Source organism: Pseudomonas sp., assembly GCF_050739935.1.
Lineage (GTDB): Bacteria > Pseudomonadota > Gammaproteobacteria > Pseudomonadales > Pseudomonadaceae > Aquipseudomonas.
The window spans coordinates 1-21,482 of the sequence record NZ_JBOICF010000093.1; the positions used below are offsets into that span (position 1 = coordinate 1).

23 protein-coding genes and 2 tRNA genes are annotated in these 21,482 nt (G+C 58.2%); 15 read left to right on the plus strand and 10 right to left on the minus strand.

Features of this window, described 5'->3' with window-relative positions; translation table 11 throughout:
- Window positions 1–252: 252 nt before the first annotated feature.
- Entirely contained in the window at window positions 253–1,314 is a 1,062-nt protein-coding gene (locus ACRER8_RS18620; protein ID WP_431747678.1) for an SDR family oxidoreductase, read from the minus strand.
- A 105-nt stretch (window positions 1,315–1,419) separates the two neighbouring features.
- Window positions 1,420–1,902, minus strand: a complete 483-nt coding sequence (locus tag ACRER8_RS18625; protein ID WP_431747679.1) for a DUF2938 domain-containing protein — start codon at window positions 1,900–1,902, stop codon at window positions 1,420–1,422.
- A 510-nt stretch (window positions 1,903–2,412) separates the two neighbouring features.
- Between ACRER8_RS18625 and ACRER8_RS18630 the strand changes: the two genes are divergently transcribed.
- Both ACRER8_RS18630 and ACRER8_RS18635 read left to right on the plus strand, forming a co-directional pair.
- Complete coding sequence (locus tag ACRER8_RS18630) at window positions 2,413–3,315, plus strand: manganese catalase family protein (RefSeq protein ID WP_431747680.1); 903 nt, start codon at window positions 2,413–2,415, stop codon at window positions 3,313–3,315.
- Between the two features lie 73 nt (window positions 3,316–3,388).
- Complete coding sequence (locus tag ACRER8_RS18635) at window positions 3,389–3,604, plus strand: hypothetical protein (RefSeq protein ID WP_431747681.1); 216 nt, start codon at window positions 3,389–3,391, stop codon at window positions 3,602–3,604.
- Window positions 3,605–3,951: 347 nt separating this feature from the next.
- On the opposite strand, the gene ACRER8_RS18640 is transcribed toward ACRER8_RS18635, so the two are convergent.
- Together ACRER8_RS18640 and ACRER8_RS18645 are read right to left on the minus strand one after the other, a co-directional pair.
- Complete coding sequence (locus ACRER8_RS18640) at window positions 3,952–4,134, minus strand: hypothetical protein (RefSeq protein WP_431747682.1); 183 nt, start codon at window positions 4,132–4,134, stop codon at window positions 3,952–3,954.
- Window positions 4,135–4,494: 360 nt separating this feature from the next.
- The gene (locus ACRER8_RS18645; RefSeq protein ID WP_431747683.1) at window positions 4,495–4,839 is read right to left on the minus strand and encodes a hypothetical protein; all 345 of its coding nucleotides are present in this window, start codon (window positions 4,837–4,839) and stop codon (window positions 4,495–4,497) included.
- A gap of 226 nt (window positions 4,840–5,065) precedes the next feature.
- Between ACRER8_RS18645 and ACRER8_RS18650 the strand changes: the two genes are divergently transcribed.
- Window positions 5,066–5,878: a shikimate 5-dehydrogenase gene (locus tag ACRER8_RS18650; RefSeq protein ID WP_431747684.1), complete on the plus strand. Its 813-nt coding sequence runs from the start codon at window positions 5,066–5,068 to the stop codon at window positions 5,876–5,878.
- A 169-nt stretch (window positions 5,879–6,047) separates the two neighbouring features.
- On the opposite strand, the gene ACRER8_RS18655 is transcribed toward ACRER8_RS18650, so the two are convergent.
- A complete protein-coding gene (locus ACRER8_RS18655; RefSeq protein WP_431747685.1) occupies window positions 6,048–6,725 on the minus strand; it encodes a YceH family protein in 678 nt (225 codons plus the stop codon).
- Between the two features lie 118 nt (window positions 6,726–6,843).
- Here ACRER8_RS18655 and ACRER8_RS18660 point away from each other — a divergent pair, with 118 nt between their 5' ends.
- Window positions 6,844–7,353: a DUF1993 domain-containing protein gene (locus ACRER8_RS18660; RefSeq protein ID WP_431747686.1), complete on the plus strand. Its 510-nt coding sequence runs from the start codon at window positions 6,844–6,846 to the stop codon at window positions 7,351–7,353.
- 190 nt (window positions 7,354–7,543) lie between these two features.
- On the plus strand, window positions 7,544–8,701 hold the full coding sequence (locus ACRER8_RS18665) for an MFS transporter (protein WP_431747687.1): 1,158 nt from the start codon (window positions 7,544–7,546) through the stop codon (window positions 8,699–8,701).
- Here the strand turns inward: ACRER8_RS18665 and nhaR are convergent.
- Complete coding sequence (nhaR, locus tag ACRER8_RS18670; RefSeq protein WP_431747688.1) at window positions 8,698–9,594, minus strand: transcriptional activator NhaR; 897 nt, start codon at window positions 9,592–9,594, stop codon at window positions 8,698–8,700. The two genes, ACRER8_RS18665 and nhaR, sit on opposite strands and share 4 nt — an antisense overlap.
- 130 nt (window positions 9,595–9,724) lie before the next feature.
- Here nhaR and ACRER8_RS18675 point away from each other — a divergent pair, with 130 nt between their 5' ends.
- The gene (locus tag ACRER8_RS18675) at window positions 9,725–10,489 is read left to right on the plus strand and encodes a TerC family protein (protein ID WP_431747689.1); all 765 of its coding nucleotides are present in this window, start codon (window positions 9,725–9,727) and stop codon (window positions 10,487–10,489) included.
- 104 nt (window positions 10,490–10,593) lie between these two features.
- Here ACRER8_RS18675 and ACRER8_RS18680 read toward each other — a convergent pair whose 3' ends face one another.
- Entirely contained in the window at window positions 10,594–10,770 is a 177-nt protein-coding gene (locus ACRER8_RS18680; protein ID WP_431747690.1) for a hypothetical protein, read from the minus strand.
- Between the two features lie 218 nt (window positions 10,771–10,988).
- On the opposite strand from ACRER8_RS18680, the gene ACRER8_RS18685 reads away from it, so the two are divergent.
- Window positions 10,989–11,684: a cysteine peptidase family C39 domain-containing protein gene (locus tag ACRER8_RS18685; protein ID WP_431747691.1), complete on the plus strand. Its 696-nt coding sequence runs from the start codon at window positions 10,989–10,991 to the stop codon at window positions 11,682–11,684.
- 46 nt (window positions 11,685–11,730) lie between these two features.
- On the opposite strand, the gene ACRER8_RS18690 is transcribed toward ACRER8_RS18685, so the two are convergent.
- Window positions 11,731–13,014, minus strand: a complete 1,284-nt coding sequence (locus ACRER8_RS18690) for an NAD(P)/FAD-dependent oxidoreductase (protein WP_431747692.1) — start codon at window positions 13,012–13,014, stop codon at window positions 11,731–11,733.
- A 203-nt stretch (window positions 13,015–13,217) separates the two neighbouring features.
- Here ACRER8_RS18690 and ACRER8_RS18695 point away from each other — a divergent pair.
- Window positions 13,218–13,294, plus strand: a tRNA-Val gene (locus ACRER8_RS18695).
- Window positions 13,295–13,391: 97 nt separating this feature from the next.
- Here ACRER8_RS18695 and ACRER8_RS18700 read toward each other — a convergent pair.
- Window positions 13,392–13,613 carry a hypothetical protein gene (locus ACRER8_RS18700; RefSeq protein ID WP_431747693.1) on the minus strand — a complete coding sequence of 74 codons (222 nt, stop codon included), beginning with the start codon at window positions 13,611–13,613 and terminating at the stop codon, window positions 13,392–13,394.
- 726 nt (window positions 13,614–14,339) lie between these two features.
- Here ACRER8_RS18700 and ACRER8_RS18705 point away from each other — a divergent pair.
- The 3 genes from ACRER8_RS18705 (at window position 14,340) to ACRER8_RS18715 (ending at window position 15,684) form a co-directional block, all read left to right on the plus strand.
- Window positions 14,340–14,416 (plus strand) — tRNA-Val (locus ACRER8_RS18705).
- Between the two features lie 244 nt (window positions 14,417–14,660).
- Window positions 14,661–15,227: a DUF4174 domain-containing protein gene (locus ACRER8_RS18710; RefSeq protein WP_431747694.1), complete on the plus strand. Its 567-nt coding sequence runs from the start codon at window positions 14,661–14,663 to the stop codon at window positions 15,225–15,227.
- A gap of 112 nt (window positions 15,228–15,339) precedes the next feature.
- Entirely contained in the window at window positions 15,340–15,684 is a 345-nt protein-coding gene (locus ACRER8_RS18715; RefSeq protein WP_431747695.1) for a 2-oxoacid ferredoxin oxidoreductase, read from the plus strand.
- A gap of 33 nt (window positions 15,685–15,717) precedes the next feature.
- Here the strand turns inward: ACRER8_RS18715 and ACRER8_RS18720 are convergent, their stop codons facing one another.
- A complete protein-coding gene (locus ACRER8_RS18720) occupies window positions 15,718–16,401 on the minus strand; it encodes a GntR family transcriptional regulator (RefSeq protein ID WP_431747696.1) in 684 nt (227 codons plus the stop codon).
- A gap of 259 nt (window positions 16,402–16,660) precedes the next feature.
- Between ACRER8_RS18720 and ACRER8_RS18725 the strand changes: the two genes are divergently transcribed.
- The 4 genes from ACRER8_RS18725 (at window position 16,661) to pstS (ending at window position 21,469) form a co-directional block, all read left to right on the plus strand.
- Window positions 16,661–17,491 carry an enoyl-CoA hydratase-related protein gene (locus ACRER8_RS18725; protein ID WP_431747697.1) on the plus strand — a complete coding sequence of 277 codons (831 nt, stop codon included), beginning with the start codon at window positions 16,661–16,663 and terminating at the stop codon, window positions 17,489–17,491.
- Between the two features lies 1 nt (window position 17,492).
- Window positions 17,493–18,686: a CaiB/BaiF CoA transferase family protein gene (locus ACRER8_RS18730; RefSeq protein ID WP_431747698.1), complete on the plus strand. Its 1,194-nt coding sequence runs from the start codon at window positions 17,493–17,495 to the stop codon at window positions 18,684–18,686.
- A 65-nt stretch (window positions 18,687–18,751) separates the two neighbouring features.
- Entirely contained in the window at window positions 18,752–20,059 is a 1,308-nt protein-coding gene (locus tag ACRER8_RS18735) for an MFS transporter (protein ID WP_431747699.1), read from the plus strand.
- A 390-nt stretch (window positions 20,060–20,449) separates the two neighbouring features.
- A complete protein-coding gene (gene pstS, locus ACRER8_RS18740; protein WP_431747700.1) occupies window positions 20,450–21,469 on the plus strand; it encodes a phosphate ABC transporter substrate-binding protein PstS in 1,020 nt (339 codons plus the stop codon).
- Window positions 21,470–21,482 lie beyond the last annotated feature (13 nt).

Here is a 21,482-nt window from a genome sequence, read left to right on the forward strand (position 1 = left end):
GTGTCAGGTACTGTAGATTTTGACCGATATATCGCGTTCGCCAGCAAGCCGGCTCCTACAGGTACGTGGCGCTTGTATTAGCCTTGGTACTTCTCCCTGGCACCGAGACAACATGCAAGCAGTCCGGCTTGCCGGCGATGGCGTATTCGGCACCGCTGGCAAGCTGGACTGTTACAGGCACATTCCGGCGCCAATCCAGCGGCGTCAGGTGTCTCTCGTCATAAGCCAGCCAGGAGTGGAACCGGCTGGCTGTTACGGAATCAGCTTGCGCGCCCGCAGCTCATCGAACACGTCGAAAAACGCCTGATCGCTGGCCTGAAACTCCTTGAAGCCCAGCGCGCGGCTTTTCGACATGTCCGTTACCACTTCAATTGGTCGTCCGAGGTCGGCGTCGGTGTGCCATGGCGAGATCAGGCGGTTGATATCGGCCTCTTTCAAGCCTTGCTCGCGAACGATCTCATCCCACGACTTCTGGTCATCCGCCATCTGCGTTTCGAGGGGGGAAAGGCTCGGCGGATAGGCCGCCGGGTGCAGACCGAAATACTCGGCGATTCGCCCCCACATCCATTTCCAGCGGAATACGTCGCCATTGGTGATATTGAATGCTTGATTCGCCGCGGCTGGAGTCGTCGCAGCCCACAGCTGCTGTTTAGCCAACTGCCGCGCGTCGGTCATGTCGGTGAGGCTGTCCCACTGCACGCGCGAGCCGGGGAACACGAACGGTCGGCCCGTGGCTTTGCAGATAGTGGCGTACACCGCGAGCGTCGTCGCCATGTTCATTGCGTTGCCCACGGCAACCCCGGTGACCGTGTGCGGGCGATGCACGCTCCAGGTGAAGCCGTCGCGTTCTGCTGCCGCAAACACTTCGTCTTCCTGGGCGTAGTAGAAATTCTCGATGTCCAGACGACCTTGTTCTTCGCGGAACGGCGTCTGTGGCAGCGAGCCCTTGCCATAGGCTTCGAACGGGCCGAGGTAATGCTTGAGGCCAGTGACCAGCGCGACGTGCTGTATGCTTCTCGCCGGACTCAGCGCATCCAGCACGTTGCGCACCATGGCTGCGTTGACCTTGATATTCTCGGCTTCGGTGGCCTGCCGGGACCAGGTGGTGATGAACACGTGAGTCGGTTTCAAGCCATCGAGCGCCTGCGTTACCGAGGCAGGGTCCTGCAGATCCGCAGCAACCGGAATGACCCCGGCAGTCTGGGAAGGATGGCGAGAGAGGGCGGCGACCTGCCAGCCGTTCTCCAGCAGCAGTTCAGTGATTGCGCTGCCGACGATGCCACTGGCGCCGACGACCAATGCGGTCTGGGTCATGAGAGTCTCCGTTTTGAGCAATGATCAGCCGTTACGGCCCTGAACACTCAGAGCCGGTGGTTCGTCCAGAGGTTCAGCGTAACCGGCAGGCAGTGCGCACGCGGTTCAGCCCACCAGCAGCGCGGTGCCGTACATGCCAATGGCGAATACCACATGGCCGATGACATTTTGCAGACGCGCCACGGCCGGATTCGGCGCTTTGTTGCAGGCAATGCCCACGCCCATCCCTGGTTGCAGAATGAACCAGCCCGCGCCGACCGTGACCAGCCCCACCACCAGTGCCGGAAGGAACGTCGGGAAGTGCGCCCATTGCACACCCCAGATCAACAACAAGACCGCGGCGAAGACGATGCCGACTACGTAATGCATGGTCCAGCCGATCTTCAGCTCGTTGGGGATTTCGGGGGAGTTGGCGATGCCGCCGCGGTGGACGAACTGGCCATTGCGCATCCCGGCGAACCAGCGACCCACAAGATGCCATGGCGGCGTTGGCAAACCCAGAGCGGCCTTGAGTAATTGCGCCCATAGGTCAAGCAACGCCGTGCCGCCGATGCCAATGAGCAAAGCCAGAAAGATGAATTCGAACATGGTTTTCCTTGGGAATTGTCGGTTATCGATACATTCGCAGTGGCGCCACACGTTAGCAGCTGAATTAATTTGTTGTGAAGGTGTATCAATTTATTTCCTGGGGTACGTCCTCGGCCGTCGCGCCTGCGATGCAGCGGCAGAGCAGACCAAGCCCAAACCGTTTCAGAAGAGAGCATGGAAACGCCATTTCGGCGATGACGCGTTCTTTTACGAACGCGCCCCCGTCTTGGGCATCCTTCATTTCGTTAACACCCAAACGCTATGAATAACCACTAATCGAATTGATTGGTTTATTTAGCTCCGCTGGTCGGTTAGTGCGCATTATTCCTAATCGGCGTAATCGGCTCCTTTTGTCGCAACTTTCGCGATTACGGCGAATTACACCGCTGCGCCTGCATCCCATGTTATGAGCAAGATAGCTCCGATAGGCGAATTCAGAAGTTGGCGATTATTCATATAACGCCCCGGTCTTTCGTCAAACACAGTAATAGCCTGATTGGGAGATACACCATGTTTCTTCACAACAAACGTCTTCAATACACCGTTCGTGTGGCTGAGCCTAATCCGGGTCTGGCTAATTTACTTCTTGAGCAATTCGGCGGGGCCCAGGGCGAGCTGGCGGCCGCAACTCGCTATTTCACCCAGGCGCTTGCTGAAGAGGATCCAGGTCGCAAGGATCTGCTGCTGGATATCGCTACCGAAGAGTTGAGCCACCTGGAAATCATCGGCTCGATCATCGTCATGCTGAATAAGGGCGGCAAGGGCAAGCTGGCCGAGGGCGTTCAGGCAGAAGGTGAGTTGTACCGCGAGATCAATGGCGCGGGTAACGACTCGCACATCACCAGCCTGCTTTATGGCGGCGGTGCACCGCTGGTCAATTCGGCAGGCGTTCCGTGGACAGCTGCTTATATCGATACCATCGGTGAGCCGACCGCCGACTTTCGCTCTAACATCGCCGCTGAAGCCCGGGCGAAGATCGTTTATGAGCGTTTGATAAATGTCACCACCGATCCAGGCATCAAGGAGGCGCTGGGTTTTCTGATGACCCGGGAAATCGCGCACCAGAAGTCGTTTGAAAAAGCGCTGCATTCGATCCAACCGAACTTTCCGCAAGGCAAACTTCCGGGCATGCCGGAGTTCACCCGGACTTATTTCTCCATGTCCAATGGCGAGCCGAATGTGCGTGGGCCGTGGAACAGTGGCGAAGAGTTCGAATACGTCGAAAATCCTCACCCGGCGGTAGACGGTGGTGACGGCACAGCTTCTGTCACCTTGAGCGAAGACGACTCGGTCACGCTGACGATGATGAAAGAACGCACCAAATCCGACTTGTCCGCGGATCCGAAGACCGGGGCTGACTTGGGTTCGGGGTTGGCACAGGGCGAAACGCCTGAGGGTGACCGCTCCCTCTGACTGATCGCCGAACCTCAAGCGCGCTCACAGGAGCGCGGTCGATTATTCCCGGTCATTTGTCGAGGACTCGCTCATGGCTTCTTCGCTCAGCCGCAGGCACACACCGCGTCGTACCAGAAAAGATGAAGTGGAGGTTGATGAGGAAGGCGCTGGCGACGTTGCTGGCGAGTTCAGCCGTACCGCTCGCAGCTTTGAAATCCAGGCGGCGGCGCTCGCGCGGGGCTTTCATGTTGCGTTGTTCGTGCAGCGATTCAAGAAAGGTTTATTGATGGTTCGTGAACGAACATAGCCCTTTGAGGACTCGTTTACTTTGCCCGCGCGTTGCGCGGGTTTTTTTTGTTATTCGCGCGGTAGGTTCAGAGTCCATAGGTTTCGCGTTGATCTGCCAATTCGCGCACTGATCGCTCCCACGTTCCGCTTGGAGTGCACTGGACACCCCGGTCAAGCCTCACTGAACGCGAAAGGTTCCTCTGCTAAGCGTGGGAATGATCAACTCAATCCCGGTACGCCGCAGGTCCCGCGTGGGCGACTGAAAAACATATACCCACCATCCCGCTCAAAAAAAGCCCGCATCAGGGGATGCGGGTTAAGGGAAGTGCGGAGTAACGTACGATTCAACGAAGAACGAATAAGGGCTCAGCTGTTGAGCTTTCGCGATTCCAACTGCTGCGACAGCGCTTGCGCCGCTGGCAACGATGACAGAGGACCACTCACCGGCTCACCGTTGTGCATCAGATACCAGCACGCTAGCAGACCACGCTCGCGAAGTTGCGCCAGGACTGCACTGCCCACCACCGACATGATTTGAAGCTTGGTCATAAGTGCCTCCGTCAATCCATGGGGCTACTCTACGGCGCGATTGCCGTCAGCAGAAATCACCGCTCTCGATAGTCGTCATTGATGAGCGACAGGTCAGCCTTTTGGTCGTTGGAATAACGCAAATCCAGTGTCGTGTCACACAACGCAGCATTGAGCACTTCAGAAAATTCACTCGCTGACGGGAGAATGGCCCGCAGGCTTGACCGGGCTGTCGACGACGTGGTCTAGCCGGCCCATCAATGGCTGCCTGGCACGGAAAAACCATAAGCCCAAAAACGACGACCCCGCCTGTCAGCGGGGTCGATATATTTGAAGGGTTGCCGATAAGCGATCGGCAGCCCTGAGTTCAGAAGCCTGCCGTTACCAACGGCCACCGCCATGATAATGGCCAGGCGGTGGGCCGTAGTAACGTGGTGGGCCGTAATAGCGCGGGCCGTACACGACCGGGCGTTCAACCACATATGCCGGCTGGTAATAAACCGGTGGCGGCGGCGGTGCGTAATACACCGGCGCTGGCGCTACATACACTGGAGCCGGGGCCGCGTAGACGGGACCGGAGGCCACGGCCGCGCCAACCACGCCGCCTACGACTGCACCGATTACTGCCGCTCCACCCCAGCCTGGTCCGCCGCCATGGGCTTCAGCCTGGCCTGCGAGGGCGAGGGCACCTAACAACAAGGCAACCTTGGGGATGTGACGAATCATGACTGTTCCTCGGTGTTCAGTCCCGTTGTCGCGAGCCTGCGTTACGCTCAGGCACTGCCACGGGATAACTGATCAGACAGCGACTTTCAGAAAAACTGCGAAGTCGTTGCGTAAATTTTGTGTAAGGTATTCGACAACATTGTTTACAATCGCGCCGGTTAACGCCGCAAGCGACTGAATTCTACGCCGTTCTCAAGGCGTTACCCAATACCGTTCAGGAGATTTCATGTCCGTTACTGCAAGCAAGGAAACGCTGTTATGCATGTCCCTCGCCGGACGTCCCGGTAACTTCGGCGTACGCTTTCATAATTACCTGTATCAATTGCTAGGGCTCAACTTCTATTACAAAGCCTTCTCTCCCAATGATCTTCCCGCCGCCATTGGCGGTATGCGTTCGCTGGGAATTCGTGGCTGTGGCGTGTCGATGCCGTTCAAGGAAGCGAGTATCGCGCTGATAGATGAGATGGACCCATCGGCCGCCGCCATCCAGTCAATCAACACCATCGTCAATATCGACGGGCATCTGAAGGCCTACAACACCGATTACATCGCCGTTGTACAACTGCTCGACACCCACGCCGTACCGCGCACTCGCTTTGCCTTGCGTGGCAGCGGCGGCATGGCCAAGGCTGTGGCTTGTGCCATGCGCGACGCCGGGTTCAGCGACGGGCTGATAGTGGCGCGTAACGAGCAGGCGGGAAGAGCGCTGGCGAAGACCTGCGGCTTCGAATGGCAGGCGGAGCTGGGTAGCGAGCGCCCGCCGTTGCTGGTCAATGTCACTCCGCTGGGAATGGCGGGAGACCAGGCCAATACTCTGGCGTTCGAAGCTGCCGCCATTGAAGCCGCCGACACCGCGTTCGATGTCGTTGCGACCCCCGCCCGAACGCCATTCATCGTCCATGCGGAGCAATTGGGCAAGCGTTTGATCACCGGGGATCAGGTTGCGGCGATCCAGGCGCTGGAGCAGTTCATTCTTTATACCGGCGTGACCCCGAGCGAGGAGCAGTATCAGGCCGCGGCAGCATTTGCGCGAGCATGAGGGCTTGTAACGCATAAGCAGGTTTTAAATACATGCTTCATGCGCCTCAGGGGGCCCTACCGGTGGAAGGGAATTCATTCGCGAAAAATAGGGCAGACGACAGAAGTGCATTGACTGCCCCGGCCTATCGCGAATGAATTCGTTCACCGGTTGACCTCTGCGTCGGATTTCACCCCTCCAGCTTCGCCAGCCGTTCTTCCAGCGCCGCGAGTCGTGCTTCCAGTTCGTCAACCCGTTCCACCAGTGCCGAGCTAGTACCGCTCGAACGTTCCGTCGGGATGTGCCGCGCGGCGATAATGGCTTCCATATCCGCCGGATCACCCAAGGCGTGCATGTAACGATCTTCGCGCTGGCCCGCCTGTTTCGGGATCAGTACCGCCAGGCCGCGTCCGATCAGACGTTCCAGCTGATGGACCACCGCGTCGGTATCTTCGAAGTCATGCATGCGATTGCTGCGGGTCAGCAGTTCGTTGACCGTCTGCGGCCCGCGCAGCAGCAGAAGGCCGGTCAGGATCACCTGCGCAGGCACCAGTTCCAGTGCCTTGTCGACCCGATGTTCCCAGCGATCGGCCCGGCTACCCATGACCAGGCGTGTCAGTTGCAGGCTTTCCAGCGCACGCAGGCTTTGCCCGACTTGGCCAGGGGTGAGGTTCATGACTGGATCGCGGCTGGTCTTCTGGTTGCAGGCCAGCACCAGTGCGTTGAGGGTCAGGGGATAGGTTTCAGGGTTGGTCGCCTGCTTTTCGATCAGACAGCCCAGAATGCGTACTTCAGTGCTGTTCAACCGCAGGGCGTCTGCGCTTTCGGCATCGTCGGCACTTTTATCGGAATCCAGCTCGGTGGACATGGCCTATTCCCTAAGTGTTGAAAAGGCTATGAGGGTATGGGCTCGATGAGGTAAAACACAAGCCGCGTTCGCATGCACGGCATGCCCATCAATGCAATTCAGACCATCAGGAACTGCCATGACTATTTCCCTGTACGCCGCTTCCATTCCAGTCTTCAAACAACTGCTAAACGCATTGAGCGGTGTTCTGGCCAAGGGCGAAGCCCACGCCGCCGCCAAAAACATCCAGCCTGACGCCCTGTTGCAAGCGCGCTTGTTCCCCGACATGTTTCAACTGGTCCGTCAGGTGCAGATCGCAGTCGATTTCGCCAAAGGTGCCGGCGCGCGTCTGTCTGGCATCGAACCGCCGAAATACGAAGACACCGAAACCACCTTCGCCGACCTGCAGGCGCTGCTGACCAAGGTGCTGACGTTCCTCGACACCATCACTCCGGAGCAAGTCAACGGCAATGAAGAGCGCGAAATCGTGCTGCGTCCGGGCACCGACAAGGAGAAACGTCTGAGCACCCAGACCTACCTGCTGCACTACTCGCTGCCGCAATTCTTTTTCCACGTCACCACCGCTTATGACCTGCTGCGCCACAATGGCGTGGAAGTCGGCAAGCGTGATTACATGGGCAGCTACTGATAGACCACGTGCCGACTCATTGAAGGTCTGATCAAAAGCCGCCGCCTGATGCTTTTCAGGCGGCGGCGCTGTTTTTACGTGCCGGTCGAACGATTCAGGCGCGGTTGTCTGTTACCATTCGCGCTTCGCTCTATGTCATCCCGATTGACCACTCCGCAAGGACTGGTCATTTCGTCGTTTTGGAGATTTCATGTTCTTCCCCATCTATCTGTTGTCGGCTGCCGGATTCACGGTACTGACGACAGAGTTCGTCATTGTCGGCCTGTTGCCTGCCATCGCCCGTGATCTGGCTGTCACCACCCCGCAAGCAGGCCTGCTGGTAACCCTGTTCGCCTTCACTGTCGCCTGCTTTGGTCCGTTTCTGACCGCATATTTCTCGCGTTTCGAGCGCAAGCGCCTGTTCATCTCGGTGCTGATCATGTTCGGCGTAGCCAACGCCGTCGCGGCCATGGCGCCGAATATCTGGGTGATGGCCGTCGCCCGGCTCATTCCTGCGCTCGGCCTGCCAGTGTTCTGGGCGCTGGCCAGTGAAACGGCGGTCGATATCGTCGGACCCGATCATGCGGGCCGGGCGATCGCCAAGATCGGCTTCGGCATCGTCTGCGCCACGGTGTTCGGTATTCCGGTAGGCACCTTGATTTCCGACGGGTTTGGTTGGCGCACGGCCTTCGTGATTCTCTCGGTCGTGGCGTTCGCCAAGGCTTTGCTGCTGCTCATTTACCTGCCAACAAGCCTACACAAGGATCAGGCCTCGTTCCGAAGTCAGTTCCGCATCCTGCGCAGTCCGATGATGCAAGGCCATGTGCTGCTGTCGGTACTGGTGTTCAGCGGTATGTTCACGGCCTACACCTATCTGGCAGACATGCTCGAACGCCTGGCCGGTTTCAACGGCACGGTGGTGGGCTGGTGTCTGATGGGCTTCGGCGCCGTCGGTCTGCTGGGTAATTCGCTGGGAGGGCGACTGGTCGATCGTCATCCGCTGATCGCCAGCCTGACGTTCTGCACCTTTATGATCGGCGGGATGGTGATGGTGGTGCCGAGCATGCAGTCGCGGCCAGCGCTGGCCTTGGCGTTGGCGGTGTGGGGCGTGACTCAGGCGGCGTTGTTCCTGGTCAGCCACGTGCGGCTGATGAAAGCCGCGCCCCAGGCACCGGCGTTCGCCGCTTCGTTGAACATTGCCGGAGCCAACCTCGGAATCGGCATCGGCGCGATCGTTGGCGGTCGGGTGATCGATCATCTGGGCCTGGGCAATCTGGGCTTCGCCGCTGCCGCGATCATTCTGCTGTCGATCCTGCTCGCGTTGCTGCTGATGGCCGTCAAACCAAGCCCCACAGGCTGCAATGTCTAATCGGTGAACAACTGGCGTCGCGCGCCTTCGGTAATGGCGACGATGCCTGGATGCTTGACCTTGCGCTCGACCGAGATCGCATAAAACGACTCGGTTACGGCGTCGGTCTGGCCGATCAACTCGACGTCGTACTGCTCCATCACCTCATCGGCAATCACGCTCGGCGCGATGAATATCCCGCTGCCGGATTTGCCGAAAGCCTTCATCAACGCGCTGTCATCGAACTCACCGACGATCTTCGGCTGCACATTCTGCTCGGCGAACCAGCGCATGAGACGACTGCGTACTACGGTCTGCTGTCCGGGAATCAGCAACGGCGCGCCTTGCATGCCCTGGGGAAAGTTCTGTCCGTAGGTCGCGGCCAGTGCCGCAGTGGCGAAAAAGCTGACGCCACATTCGCCCAGCTTTTGGCTGTAGCCCTTGATGTCTAGATGCGACGGCATGGGGCTGTCGGAAATCACCAGGTCCAGGCGCTGAATCGCGAGATCGGCCAGTAGGCGCTCAAGCTGGTCTTCGCGACAACTGATGCGGATCGGCTCACTCAACGCCATGGTCGGCGCGATCAGGCGATAAACGATGGATTTGGGCACCACGTCGGCGACACCGACCCGAAACAGAATCTGTTGTTCATCTGGCTGGGCGCGCAGCAGCGCTTCGAGCTCTCCTCCCAGTTGAAACATCTGCTCGGCGTAGGGCAGGGCGATGCGGCCCGTCTCGGTCAGCTCCAGCTGGCGCCCGACGCGCTTGAACAGCTCGACGCCATAGGTCTGCTCCAGCAGGCTAAGCTGACCACTGATGGTTTGAGGCGTGAGGTTCAATTGTTCGCAGGCACGGACGATGCTGCCGGTCTTGGCCACGACCCAGAAATAATGCAGCTGACGGTAATTGAGCATGATTCGGCCTTGTCAGTGACAGTTCGTAAAAACCGAAGTATACGCCTGACAAATACGAATTTTACTGAAGTGTTTCCGTCCTTAGAATGCCGCCTTGTTTCTTCAAAAACGACTCACTGGATACCGGCATATGGAATATCTTTTAGAACTGGCTGTAAGTCCTACGGCGTGGATTGCCCTTGCGACCCTGGTTGTCATGGAAATCGTCCTGGGTATCGATAACCTGATCTTCATCTCGATCCTGACCAACAAATTGCCGGTGCATCAGCGCACCAAGGCGCGACGCCTTGGTATAAGCATGGCGCTGATCTTGCGTCTGGGCCTGTTGAGCACGGTGGCCTGGATCGTCCAGCTGACCGAGCCTGTCGTCGACGTATTTGGCCAGGCGTTCTCCTGGAAAGACATGATTCTGATTGCCGGTGGCCTGTTTCTGGTGTGGAAGGCGACCACCGAGATACATCACAGCATGGACATCAAGACCGAACAGGAAGCGGCGGTTTCCAGGACAGTGGTCATGGGCATGGCCGCTGCGATCGGGCAAATTCTGATGCTGGACCTGGTGTTTTCCATCGACAGTATCGTCACCGCCGTGGGCATGACCGAGCACTTGCCGATCATGGTCATCGCTGTGATCACTGCTGTGATCGTGATGCTGGTGGCGTCCGAACCTCTGGCCAAATTCATCAACGACAACCCGACGGTGGTCATGCTGGCGCTGGGCTTTTTGATCATGATCGGTATGACCCTGATTGCCGAAGGCTTTGGTGCCCACGTGCCAAAAGGTTATGTCTACACGGCAATGGCGTTCTCGGCGCTGATCGAAGTCTTGAACATGCTGGTCCGCCGCGCCAGGCAGCGAAAGCTGGAAACGGAGGCGCAGGGACAGAAGAGCTGACGAAATCGCAGATATGAAAACGGTCGGGATGGGAACTCCATCACCGACCGTTTTGCCGTTTACTGCGTGTTTGAAACGTTACTGCGGATGTTTAAAAGGCTGCGTCAGTGCGCAGTGGCATGACGATGCTTGCGCTCGGTCCGCGGCGCGGGTTTCGCTGCTTCGGTGTTGCGATAGTGCGGATGATGGCGACGGGAAATCCGCATCACCCCCCACAACATGGCGGCAGCAACTGCCAGCCAGGCAGCGATCAACATCACAATGGTCATTCCGAGGCTCATGTCTTCCTCCGGCTCTGCACTTTTTCGCTCTCTTAGTAACCGACAGTCTAGTACGCCGGTTGTTGCTGAAAGTTGACCGATGGTATGAATCTGTGACCGATTAGTTCTATCCAGCGCTGCTCACTACGCTTTGACGCTATACCCCAGCCGTTGGCCGCTCTATGATCGGCATCCAGGCCGGGCGCAGGTTGTCCCGGCACCTGACAAGTGAGTGAAGAATGTCTCGATCGCAAGTCTCTGCAAGCAAAGGGAAGTGGTGGGCGCTGGCAATGGCTCTGAGCCTTGCAGGTTGCGCGGATCCGCATGCCTACAAGCCTGGTTACCCTGCGCAATACAAGCGCCTGCCGGATCGGGTCGAGATCAACTCGGTGCCGTTTTTCCGTGGCCAGGCTTATCAGAGCGGCCCGTTCGCGCTGGCCAGTATGTTGAGCGTGCATGGCGTGCAGACCACGCCAGGGCTGCTGGAAAAGCCGCTGAAACTGCCGGGCGCTGAAGACAAGCTCGATCAGAACATGGCAAGTCTGGCCCGTGAATACGGGTTTGTGGTGTATCCGGTCGATCATCAGTTCCCTGACCTTCTGGCCCAGGTTTCCGCAGGTTACCCGGTGTTGGTCCGATTCAACGACGGTTCCTTGTGGTGGAAAGAGCAGCGTTATGGCGTGCTGGTTGGCTTCAACCAGAACAAGCGCAGCGTGCTGATCTACACCGGGCTTGGGCGTTTGACCGTGAGTTTCGAAGAGTTCACCTCGGACTGGAACAGTGCTGGCAACTGGGCGCTTCTGGTACAGAGTCCGCGACAGCTTCCTTCGCCTGTCGACCGCGAGCGCTGGCTCAAGGCCGCCAACGATCTCGCCCAGGCAGGTCAGGAGCAGGCAGCGGGCGAGGCTGTGAAGGCGCTCAATAACGCGCGTTGAGACCCAGCCTACAAGCGGCGCCGATGATCGGCGTGTGCCGCTACGGTCAAAACCCCAATCTGTCCCGCAAGCTGTAGTACCAGGCACCCATTGCTGTCAGAGGGGTGCGCAGCAGTTGTCCGCCGGGGAACGGGTAGTGCGGCAGTCCGGCGAAGGCGTCGAATCGCTCGGCCTGTCCCCGCAGCGCTTCGGCCAGTACCTTGCCCGCCAGGTGGGTGTAGGTCACACCATGGCCGCTGCAGCCCTGGGAATAATAGATGTTGTCGCCCAATCGGCCGACCTGTGGCAAGCGTGACAAAGTCAGCAGGAAATTGCCGGTCCACGCGTAGTCGATCTTCACGTCCTTCAATTGCGGGAAGGCCTTGAGCATCTTCGGACGGATGATGGCCTCGATATTTGCCGGATCGCGTGCGCCGTAAACCACGCCACCGCCGAAGATCAAACGCTTGTCGCCGCAGAGACGGTAGTAATCCAGTAGATAGTTGCAGTCTTCGACGCAGTAATCCTGCGGCAACAAGGCGCTGGCGAGTTCTTCGCTCAACGGCTCGGTGGCGATCACCTGAGTACCGCAGGGCATCGATTTGGCCGCCAGCTCAGGCACCAGGTTGCCGAGGTAAGCGTTGCCAGCGACGATGATGAACTTCGCTCGAACCTTACCCTGCGCCGTACGCACCACGGGGCTGGCGCCACGCTCGATTTTGATCGCGGCGGATTGCTCGTAGATCACGCCACCGAGCGATTCCACGGCGGCTGCTTCACCGAGTGCCAGGTTCAGTGGATGAATATGGCCGCCGCTCATGTCCAGCATGCCGCCGATGTATTGATCGCAAGCGACCATTTCACGAATGCGGCGCTGATCCATCAGTTCCAGCTGGGTATGGCCGTAACGCTCCCAGAGCTTTTTCTGCGATTCAAGATGGCCCATCTGTTTGGGCGTCAGTGCGGCAAAGACGCCGCCGTCTTTCAGGTCGCACTGAATCTGGTATCTGGCCACGCGTTCGCGGATGATGCGGGCGCCTTCGAAGGCCATCTGGCCCATCAGTTGCGCTTGTTTGGGGCCGACTGTGCGCTCAATGACATCGATGTCGCGGCTGTAGCTGTTGACGATCTGCCCACCATTGCGTCCCGATGCGCCGAAGCCGACTTTTGCGGCCTCCAGGACTGTCACCTTGAAACCGTTTTCCAACAGGAACAGCGCACTGGACAGGCCGGTGTAACCAGCACCGATGACGCATACGTCAGTCTCGACCTCGCCTTGCAGCGCCGGACGAGCGGGGGCGGGATTGGCTGAGGCGGCGTAGTAAGACTGTGGGTATGCGGTGTTCGTCATCCTGTTGCCCCTGTTTAATATCTTTTACGAATGGGCCGATCCTACCCGAGATAAAAAGCCGCCACCAGCGGGATTGTTGGGGTTAGTGTCTTATATATGTGCCACCTGACCTGACTCGCTCTGAAAAGGTCAGAATTTTCAGCGGGTTATAAAAATAGTTCATTGACACGGTGTTGAATATAAGTAGAATGCCGGCCCACAGCAGGCACGTAGCTCAGTTGGTTAGAGCACCACCTTGACATGGTGGGGGTCGTTGGTTCGAGTCCAATCGCGCCTACCAGACAAAATCCGCTCTGCTGGGCGGTAACGAAAAGGGCGATCCGAGAGGGCCGCCCTTTTTGCGTCTGGCGCGTCAACTCAATGAAGTTGCGTGTCGCTCACTCAGCCTTGGCACGGGTAATCCGGCCCGCCTTGATCTCATCGGCATAGGCACGCAGCCGGTCAGCATCCTTGTACTGCTGATTCATCAAGTGCAGTACCGCGACCACGTCGACATCCTTGATACGTTCGGCCAAGCGGCTGATCTCGCCGGCGGTCCGTTCGAGATTCCCGGCAATCGCGTTGAGTTCGCGCTTGAGCTCCAGTGCTGATTTTTTCATTCCCACATTCATATTCCCCAGAAACCGACAGGGCAGGACTGACGACCATCCCCCCTTTTTACCGATGTTACATAACAGCGGTGTGATAATACGCCAGCGCTGCCGGTTTCGCGGCCACAAAAAAGGCGCCGATCGGGCGCCTCTTTGTTGTTATCGCGTAGGGCAGCTTGAGTCAGCCCCCGGCGCCGCCAGCACTCGAGGAACCGCCTGATGAGCCTTTGGAATCGTTGCCGGTAGAACCGCTACCAGTTGATGTGCCACCAGGGAGGTCGACATTGTTGCTGCCGCCAGTTCCGTTACTCATCGAGCCGGTACCCATGCCGCTACGAATCCCGTTGGTGCCATTGGCCGGATCCATATCGGTGCCTTGTCTTCCCGGATCCATCCCTTGCCTGCTCGGGTCTTCACCTGTCTGAGAAGGCGGGGGGCCGACAGACGGTGACGTTGCGCCAGCGAACGCTGCAACCGAGCCACATGCCAGGGCACACCCCAGCGCCAGTGCCGCAAATGATCTGTTCATCAGGTGATCTCCATGTCTTAAGTCCTGTTCTGTTTGGCCGCTTGTTTTCCAACATAGTGCCGTGACGGCGACCAGCGGTATTTGCTTGAGCCACAACGGCGCAGCGTTCCGCCACGGACGCTGCAAATAATTCGCATATTCATAGGGTTAGTGTGAAAAAAGACGTTGACACACAATCGAATATCCGTAGAATGCCGACCCACAGCAGGCACGTAGCTCAGTTGGTTAGAGCACCACCTTGACATGGTGGGGGTCGTTGGTTCGAGTCCAATCGCGCCTACCAAACAAAATCCGCTCTGCTGGGCGGTGATGAAAAGGGCGAGTCGAAAGACTCGCCCTTTTTTGTTGTCTGCGATTTCTCCCCGCTTCGTCTCTCCGTTTCAGGCCCATGCCTCCTGTTCCTTCGTTCTTGCCCTGCGAGTTCTGCAACACCCTAGGCTGAAAAAAATCCGATTTTTCAGTCCATCGCCTGGACCTTTTGCCGTGATGCGCGATCATGAGTGCATGGAAATCGAAAGGAGGTGCGTATGTTTAGTCGGTCACTGACCCTTGCCGTTCTATTGGCTGTCGCCGGCCTCTTGCTGGCAGCCGATGGGGATACTCCACTGGCTCAGGAGCGTGGCAGGTCTCGTCCTTTGATCATCATTGCCTCCAGTTCAGTGGATCCGACGCTGGTGAAGCTGAAGAAAAGCCTCGACGAACCGGCCAACAAAGACGAGTTCGCCAAGCGCAACATGGTGCTGTATACCATCGTTGCTCTGGCCGGGCAGCGTAATGGCAAGGACATGGATGCTCAGTCGACGATGGCGCTGATCAGAGAGTTGAAACTCTCTGTGCTGGATAAAGATCAGGCCCAAGTGATCCTGGTCGGCAAGGACGGCGAGAAGAAAATCGACCACAAGGGCGCCATTGACCCCAAGGAGATTTTCAGCACCATCGATCAGATGCCGATGGCTGAAAAAGAGGCGGCCGCCGCTAAACCGGATACGCCCCCGGAAGAACCCAAATCCACAGCGCAAGGTAGTAAGCCGGGAAAACCCGGCAAAGCAGGCAAGAGCGCCCCGGCAGCCCCGCCGGCAGCGCTGGACGACTGATCAGATCTGACTGATGCCAGGCCGGATAAAGGTTTGGCGCCAGGCGTCATGAGGGTAGGGCATTCCCGGACCTTGCTGGTAAGATCGCTCCTTTTTTATCGAAAGGACTGTCATGAAACACTGGGCGGGAGCTATAGCGCTGGCGATGCTGGCGGGTTGCATGAGCTTGAATCAGACGCGTTCGGCAGGGCCGGCGCAGGTCTATTCCAGCCAGAAGCCGGCCGCTGTGGTCGCCGAATGCATCAAGGTGAGTTGGGGTAACGTGCAGCTGTTCGGTGATGTCGCCGATGTGTTCATGCAGCAGGACAAGCCTGGTGAATTCACTGTCTACACCACCGAAGGCGAATACTTTGCCGACGTCACCGGCAAGGGCGAGTCCACCGCGATCAGCTTCTACGCCAAGCCGGGTGCGAAGGTGATCGAGCAGCGTGGAGCGATGGTCGCTACCTGCTTGTAATCGTCCTGTAGGCAGCAACCCGATACGCAGTCCTTACGCCGAGCGCTGCACGCTCACAATCCCGTGTTCCAGCATGGTTGCCAGGAACACGTCGATTTTGTTGCGCAGGTGATCTTCCATCAGAACCCGCAGTTTTTTGCTTTCGCCCTTTTTCAGGTAAGTCAGCATTTGATCGTGCTCGTTGACCGCCTGTTGCCACCGGCCCGGCGTGGGGTTGAGGCGGCGGCGAACGTAGCGCAAGCGGGCGTTGAGGTTGTTGAACATCTCCGACAGCACCCGGTTGTCGGCCACCTGCAGAATTTTCAAGTGGATCTGTTGGTTGAGCTTGAAGTAACTGCTCAGGTCGCTCTGCTCATGGGATACACGCATCGCCACCTGCAGGGCCTCGAGTTCGGCGATGTCGGCCGCCGAGATCTTCTGACAAGCCTGTTCCCCTGAAAGACCCTCCAGCGCCGCCAGCAAGGTCAGCATGTTGGCAGCCTCCTCAAGACTGACACTGGCCACCCGCGCGCGGCGGGTAGCGGATATTTCCACCAGCCCTTCACGCGCCAGCATCTTGATCGCCTCGCGCAATGGCGTGCGCGACACCTCCAACTCCTCGCACAACGCCCGTTCGGAGAGCGGAGCGCCCGGCACCAGTTCACCGCTGGTGATGCGCTCGCGCAACGCGGCGTAAGCGGCTTCGTTGATGTTCACCAGATTATTGTTTTCGGCCATCAGTGCCTCCCTATCGGTATCCCGGAAATCTTCGCTAGCTGCAAGTCCATCTGGCGGCGATTATCCCGGCGAATCAAAAAATTATCTACGCGTGCGCGTCATGTAACGCTCTGGCTCAATGTCTTCGGGGGTTTGCAGCGGCATCGCCGCGTCCGTTCAGTCATTTTCCCGCAAAAAATCCTTGCACTGAAAATCACAATGTCTATATTTGGGATACCAAACGCCTTAAATGGTATCCCAAAAATAATAAGGTACTCGTATGAATACCCCTATTTCCCCCGAGACGCCCTCACGCGACTCCAGCTTCCACTCTACTTCCGAGATCCTTCTGCAACGTGATGGCGGTATCGCCACGGTCATTCTCAACCGCCCGGAAAAACTCAACGCCACCACGTTGTCGATGTGGAAATTGCTGGACGACACGATCCGTCAGTTGGACGCCGACGACTCGGTGCGCTGCATCGTGATCCGCGGTGCCGGGACCAAGGCGTTCGGTCCTGGTAATGACATCTCGGAATTCGAAACCCATCGCGGCAATCAGGAGCTGGCGCGCCACTACGGACCAGTGATGCACAGCGCCTTGCATGCCATCGCCAACTGTCGGCATCCGCTGGTGGCGATGATTCATGGCATCTGTGTCGGTGGCGGTCTGGGCATTGCGTCGCTGTGCAATATCCGTATCTGTGGCGAGTCGAGTCGTTTCGGCGTGCCGGTCAACAAACTGGGACTGGCCATGGCCCACGATGAAATGAGCGGGCTGATGCGCATCGCGGGTCCCGACGTCACCCTTGAAATGCTTCTGGAAGGGCGCGTGTTCGGCGCTGCCGAAGCGCTGCACAAACGCATTGTCAGCCGCGTGGTGGCCGATGCCGAAGTGGAAGAGCAGGCCATGATCAGCGCTCGCCGGATTGCTGATGGCGCTCCGCTGGTCGCCCGCTGGCACAAGCAGTTCGTTCAACGTTCCCTGGATCCATCCCCCCTGACCGCAGAGGAATACGACGAGGCTTTCGATTGCTTTGCGACCGAGGATTTCCAGATCGGTTATCAGGCCTTTCTGGCTAAACGCACACCTGTTTTTGGAGGCAAATGATATGGCCGGTCCACTGCAAGGCATGAAAGTCATCGAGTTGTCGCACATCATGTCCGGCCCCATCTGCGGGATGATGCTGGCCGATATGGGCGCCGACGTGATCAAGGTCGAGAAGATGGACGGCGATGATTGCCGCCGCTTCGCACCGATTCTTGAGCACGGCGAATCGGCCTCGTTCATGATCCTCAACCGCAACAAGCGCGACATCGCCCTGAATCTGAAGACCGACGGCGGCAAGGATGTGCTGCGGCGCATGTTGGCCGACGCCGATGTGGTCACCGAGAATTACCGCAAAGGCACCATGGAAAAACTCGGGCTCGGTTACGACACGCTGAAGAAGCTCAACCCGGGCCTGATCTATTGCTCGGTCTCCGGCTACGGGCGCACCGGACCTTATGCCGACAAGGGCGGCTTCGATCTGATCGCTCAAGGGCTGTCGGGCATGATGAGTTCCACCGGCGAACCGGGTCAGGCGCCGATCAAGGCCGGTTCGCCAATCGCCGATATCAACGCCGGCATTCTCGCGGCACTGGGGATCGCTGCTGCCTACGCGCACAAACAGAAGACCGGACTGGGCCAGGTGGTTGACACCTCATTGCTGGAGGCGGGCTTCCAGCAAATGTACTGGCCTGTCGCCAATTATTGCTCCGCTGGGGTGATCCTGCCGAAAATGGGCTCGGCCAACTCCACCAGCACGCCGTACCAGGCGTTCCGCACCAAAGACGGCTGGATCAACATCGGCGCGGCCAACCAGGGTAACTACGAGCGCCTGCTGCAGGTGCTGAACGCGCCGCATATCAGCGATGATCCGCGATTCGCCAGTAACGTGCTGCGCATGAACAACCGCGAAGCGCTGGTCGCCCTGATTACCGAATGTCTCGTGCAGGACACCACTGACAACTGGGTCGAGCGGCTCGACCTCGCCGGGCTTCCAGTGGGCGCGGTGCTGGACATCTCCCAGGCGGTCGAGCATCCGCAGATTCTGGAGCGCGAAATGATCGTCGAGACCCACCACCCGGTGACCGGTTCGGCGCGCAGCATTGCCTTGCCGATCCATTTTTCCGAGACGCCCAAACAGGTCACTCGTCCCTCGCCATTACTGGGTGAACACACCCTGGAAATTCTCGCGGAGTACGGCTACGACGACGGGCAGATTTCCGAGTTGCGCCGCGAGGGCGCGATCCTCGAGTTGTAAGCCTCTGATCCATTCGCAAGCGCATTAGTGAACAACTACAAAAAAAGACACTGAGGATCGCAACCATGAACAGGCTAAAGATCAAGGCCACCACCGTCGTCATGATGATGCTGTGCCTGATGTACTTCATTACCTATGTCGACCGGGTGAACGTCAGCACGGCGGCAGGGCAGTTCAGCACTGAACTGGGTTTGAGCAACACACAGTTGGGCTTCATCTTTTCGGCATTCGCTTATCCGTACATGGTGTTCCAGTTCATCGGCGGTTGGGTCAGCGACCGATATGGCGCCAAGCGCACGCTGATCGTCTGTGCCTTCATCTGGGCAATAGCGACGGTACTGACCGGCATGGCGGGCGGTTTCCTGAGTCTGGTGGCCGCCCGCATGCTGCTGGGTCTGGGGGAGGGCGCGACCTTTCCGGCATCGACCAGCGCGATGGCCGCTTGGGTCGCCAAGGAGCGTCGCGGCTTCGCGCAGGGCATTACCCACGCGGCCGCTCGCCTGGGCAATGCCTGTGCGCCGCTGATCGTCGCGGCGTTGATGACCGCCTATGACTGGCGCTTTTCGTTCTACCTGCTCGGCGCGCTGAGCTTCGGCTGGGTGGTGTTGTGGTACGTGACTTACACCGAAAAGCCTGCCGACCATCCGCGTATCACCGAGCAGGAGCTGGCCGTACTGCCTGCACCCAAGCCTCGTCGCATCGATGCCCCAGGCACCTACGGCCGGCTGTTCCGGCGGATGCTGCCGGTATCCAGCGTGTACTTCTGCTACAACTGGATTCTCTGGCTGATGCTCAGCTGGATCCCGATGTACTTCATGCACAACTACCACCTCAACATCAAGGATGCAGTGCTGTTCACCTCGGGCGTGTTCTTCGCTGGTGTCGTCGGTGACCTGCTCGGCGGTCTGATCAGCGACAAGCTCCTGCACAAGACCGGCAACGTCAAAGTCGCGCGCAGTTATCTGGTGGCGGTGTGCATGGCCTGCACCGGCCTGTCGCTGATTCCGGTGTTGCTGTTTCAGGAGCCGCTGTACTCATTGATCTTCCTGGCCCTGGCACTGTTCTTCAATGAGATGACGGTGGGGCCGATGTGGGCCGTGCCGATGGACATCGCGTCCGATCGCGCAGGCACCGCCAGCGGCATCATGAACGGCACTGCTGCCACTGCAACCATCATCAGCCCGGTGCTGGCCGGTTATCTGATCGACCAGACCGGCAACTGGACCCTGCCGTTTATGATCTCGATCGGCGTCCTGGCGTTTGGCGTGTTGATGACCTTTACCATGCAGCCACAAAAAGCGTTTGTCGCCGACGCAAAGACGCCTGAGAAAGACTTCGAAACACTTGAGAGCAAGGAGGCGATCGCGAAGTAACACATTGTTCGCGGCGCAAGCGATTGCTGTGGCAGTCCGGCTTGCCGGCGGTAGCGAATTGGATAACGCGACCGTCGGGCAAGCCGTTGTGCTATAGCGGTTGCCCGGCGACGGCGTGACCAATCGGAGGTCGGGTAAGAGAGCAAAAAAACCGTAATCCGGGCGCTGTTGTGGCGCATTGATATTAAATTCCAAAAACTAGACACCCCCCGTTTTCGTCAATGAAACCGGGGGTTTTGTTTTTACGGATTGTAAGAAAACACCTACAAAATCGGCCGATTTTGTGTCCTGTCTAAAGACTGTCATCAAACAGAAATGTTTCCGGTTTTAAATCTGCATCGGGTCTTCAACTGCGACCACACACACAAATTCTCTCGTTGAGGTATTGCCGTGAATCTGCTGACAAAAACTCGCCTGTCACTCCTGCTGGCTTCGATGTGCCTGACCGGAATGGCACACGCTACGGACGTCACTGGTGCTGGTTCGAGCTTCGTTTTCCCAGTCATCTCCAAATGGGCGACCGACTACAGCAAGAGCACTGATACCAAGATCAACTACCAGTCCATCGGTTCGGGTGGCGGTATCGCCCAGATCAAGGCTGCAACCGTTGACTTCGGCGCTTCCGATGCTCCTCTGAAAGCCGAGGACCTGCAGGGCGGCGGCCTGGGTCAGTTCCCTAGCGTGATCGGCGGTATCGTTCCGGTGATCAACGTCGAAGGCATCGAAACCGGCAAGCTGGAGCTGAGTGGCAAGGTCCTGGCGGACATTTTCCAGGGCAAGATCACCAAGTGGAACGATCCGGCGATCGTTGCGCTGAACAAGGGCCTGAAGCTGCCTGAATCCAACATCACCGTGGTTCACCGTTCGGACGGCTCGGGTACTTCCTTCAACTTCACCAATTACCTGGCCAAGGTCAGCCCTGACTGGAAAAACGGTCCTGGTGAAGGCTCGGCGGTTCAATGGCCGGTCGGTGTGGGCGGCAAGGGTAACGAAGGTGTGGCCGCCTACGTAAAACAGATCAAGGGTTCGATCGGTTACGTTGAATTCGCCTACGCCAAAACCAACAACATTGCCTACGCCAAACTGGAAAACGCCGCTGGCAAAGTGGTCGAGCCAAGTGCCAAAGCCTTCGCTGCCGCTGCTGCCACCGCCAAATGGGAAGACGCCAAAGACTTCAACCTGATCATGACCAACGCGCCAGGCGCTGATGCATGGCCGATCACCGCGACTACCTGGATCATCATGTACAAACAGCCGAAGAACGCCGAGAAGAGCCAGGCCGCCTTCGACTTCTTCAAATGGTCGCTGGAAAAAGGTCAGGCCCAGGCCGAGTCGCTGGACTACGTACCTCTGCCTAAGGAGCTGGTCAGCAAAATCGAAGACTACTGGAAAACCGAGTTCACCAAGTAACTCGACGTTATCC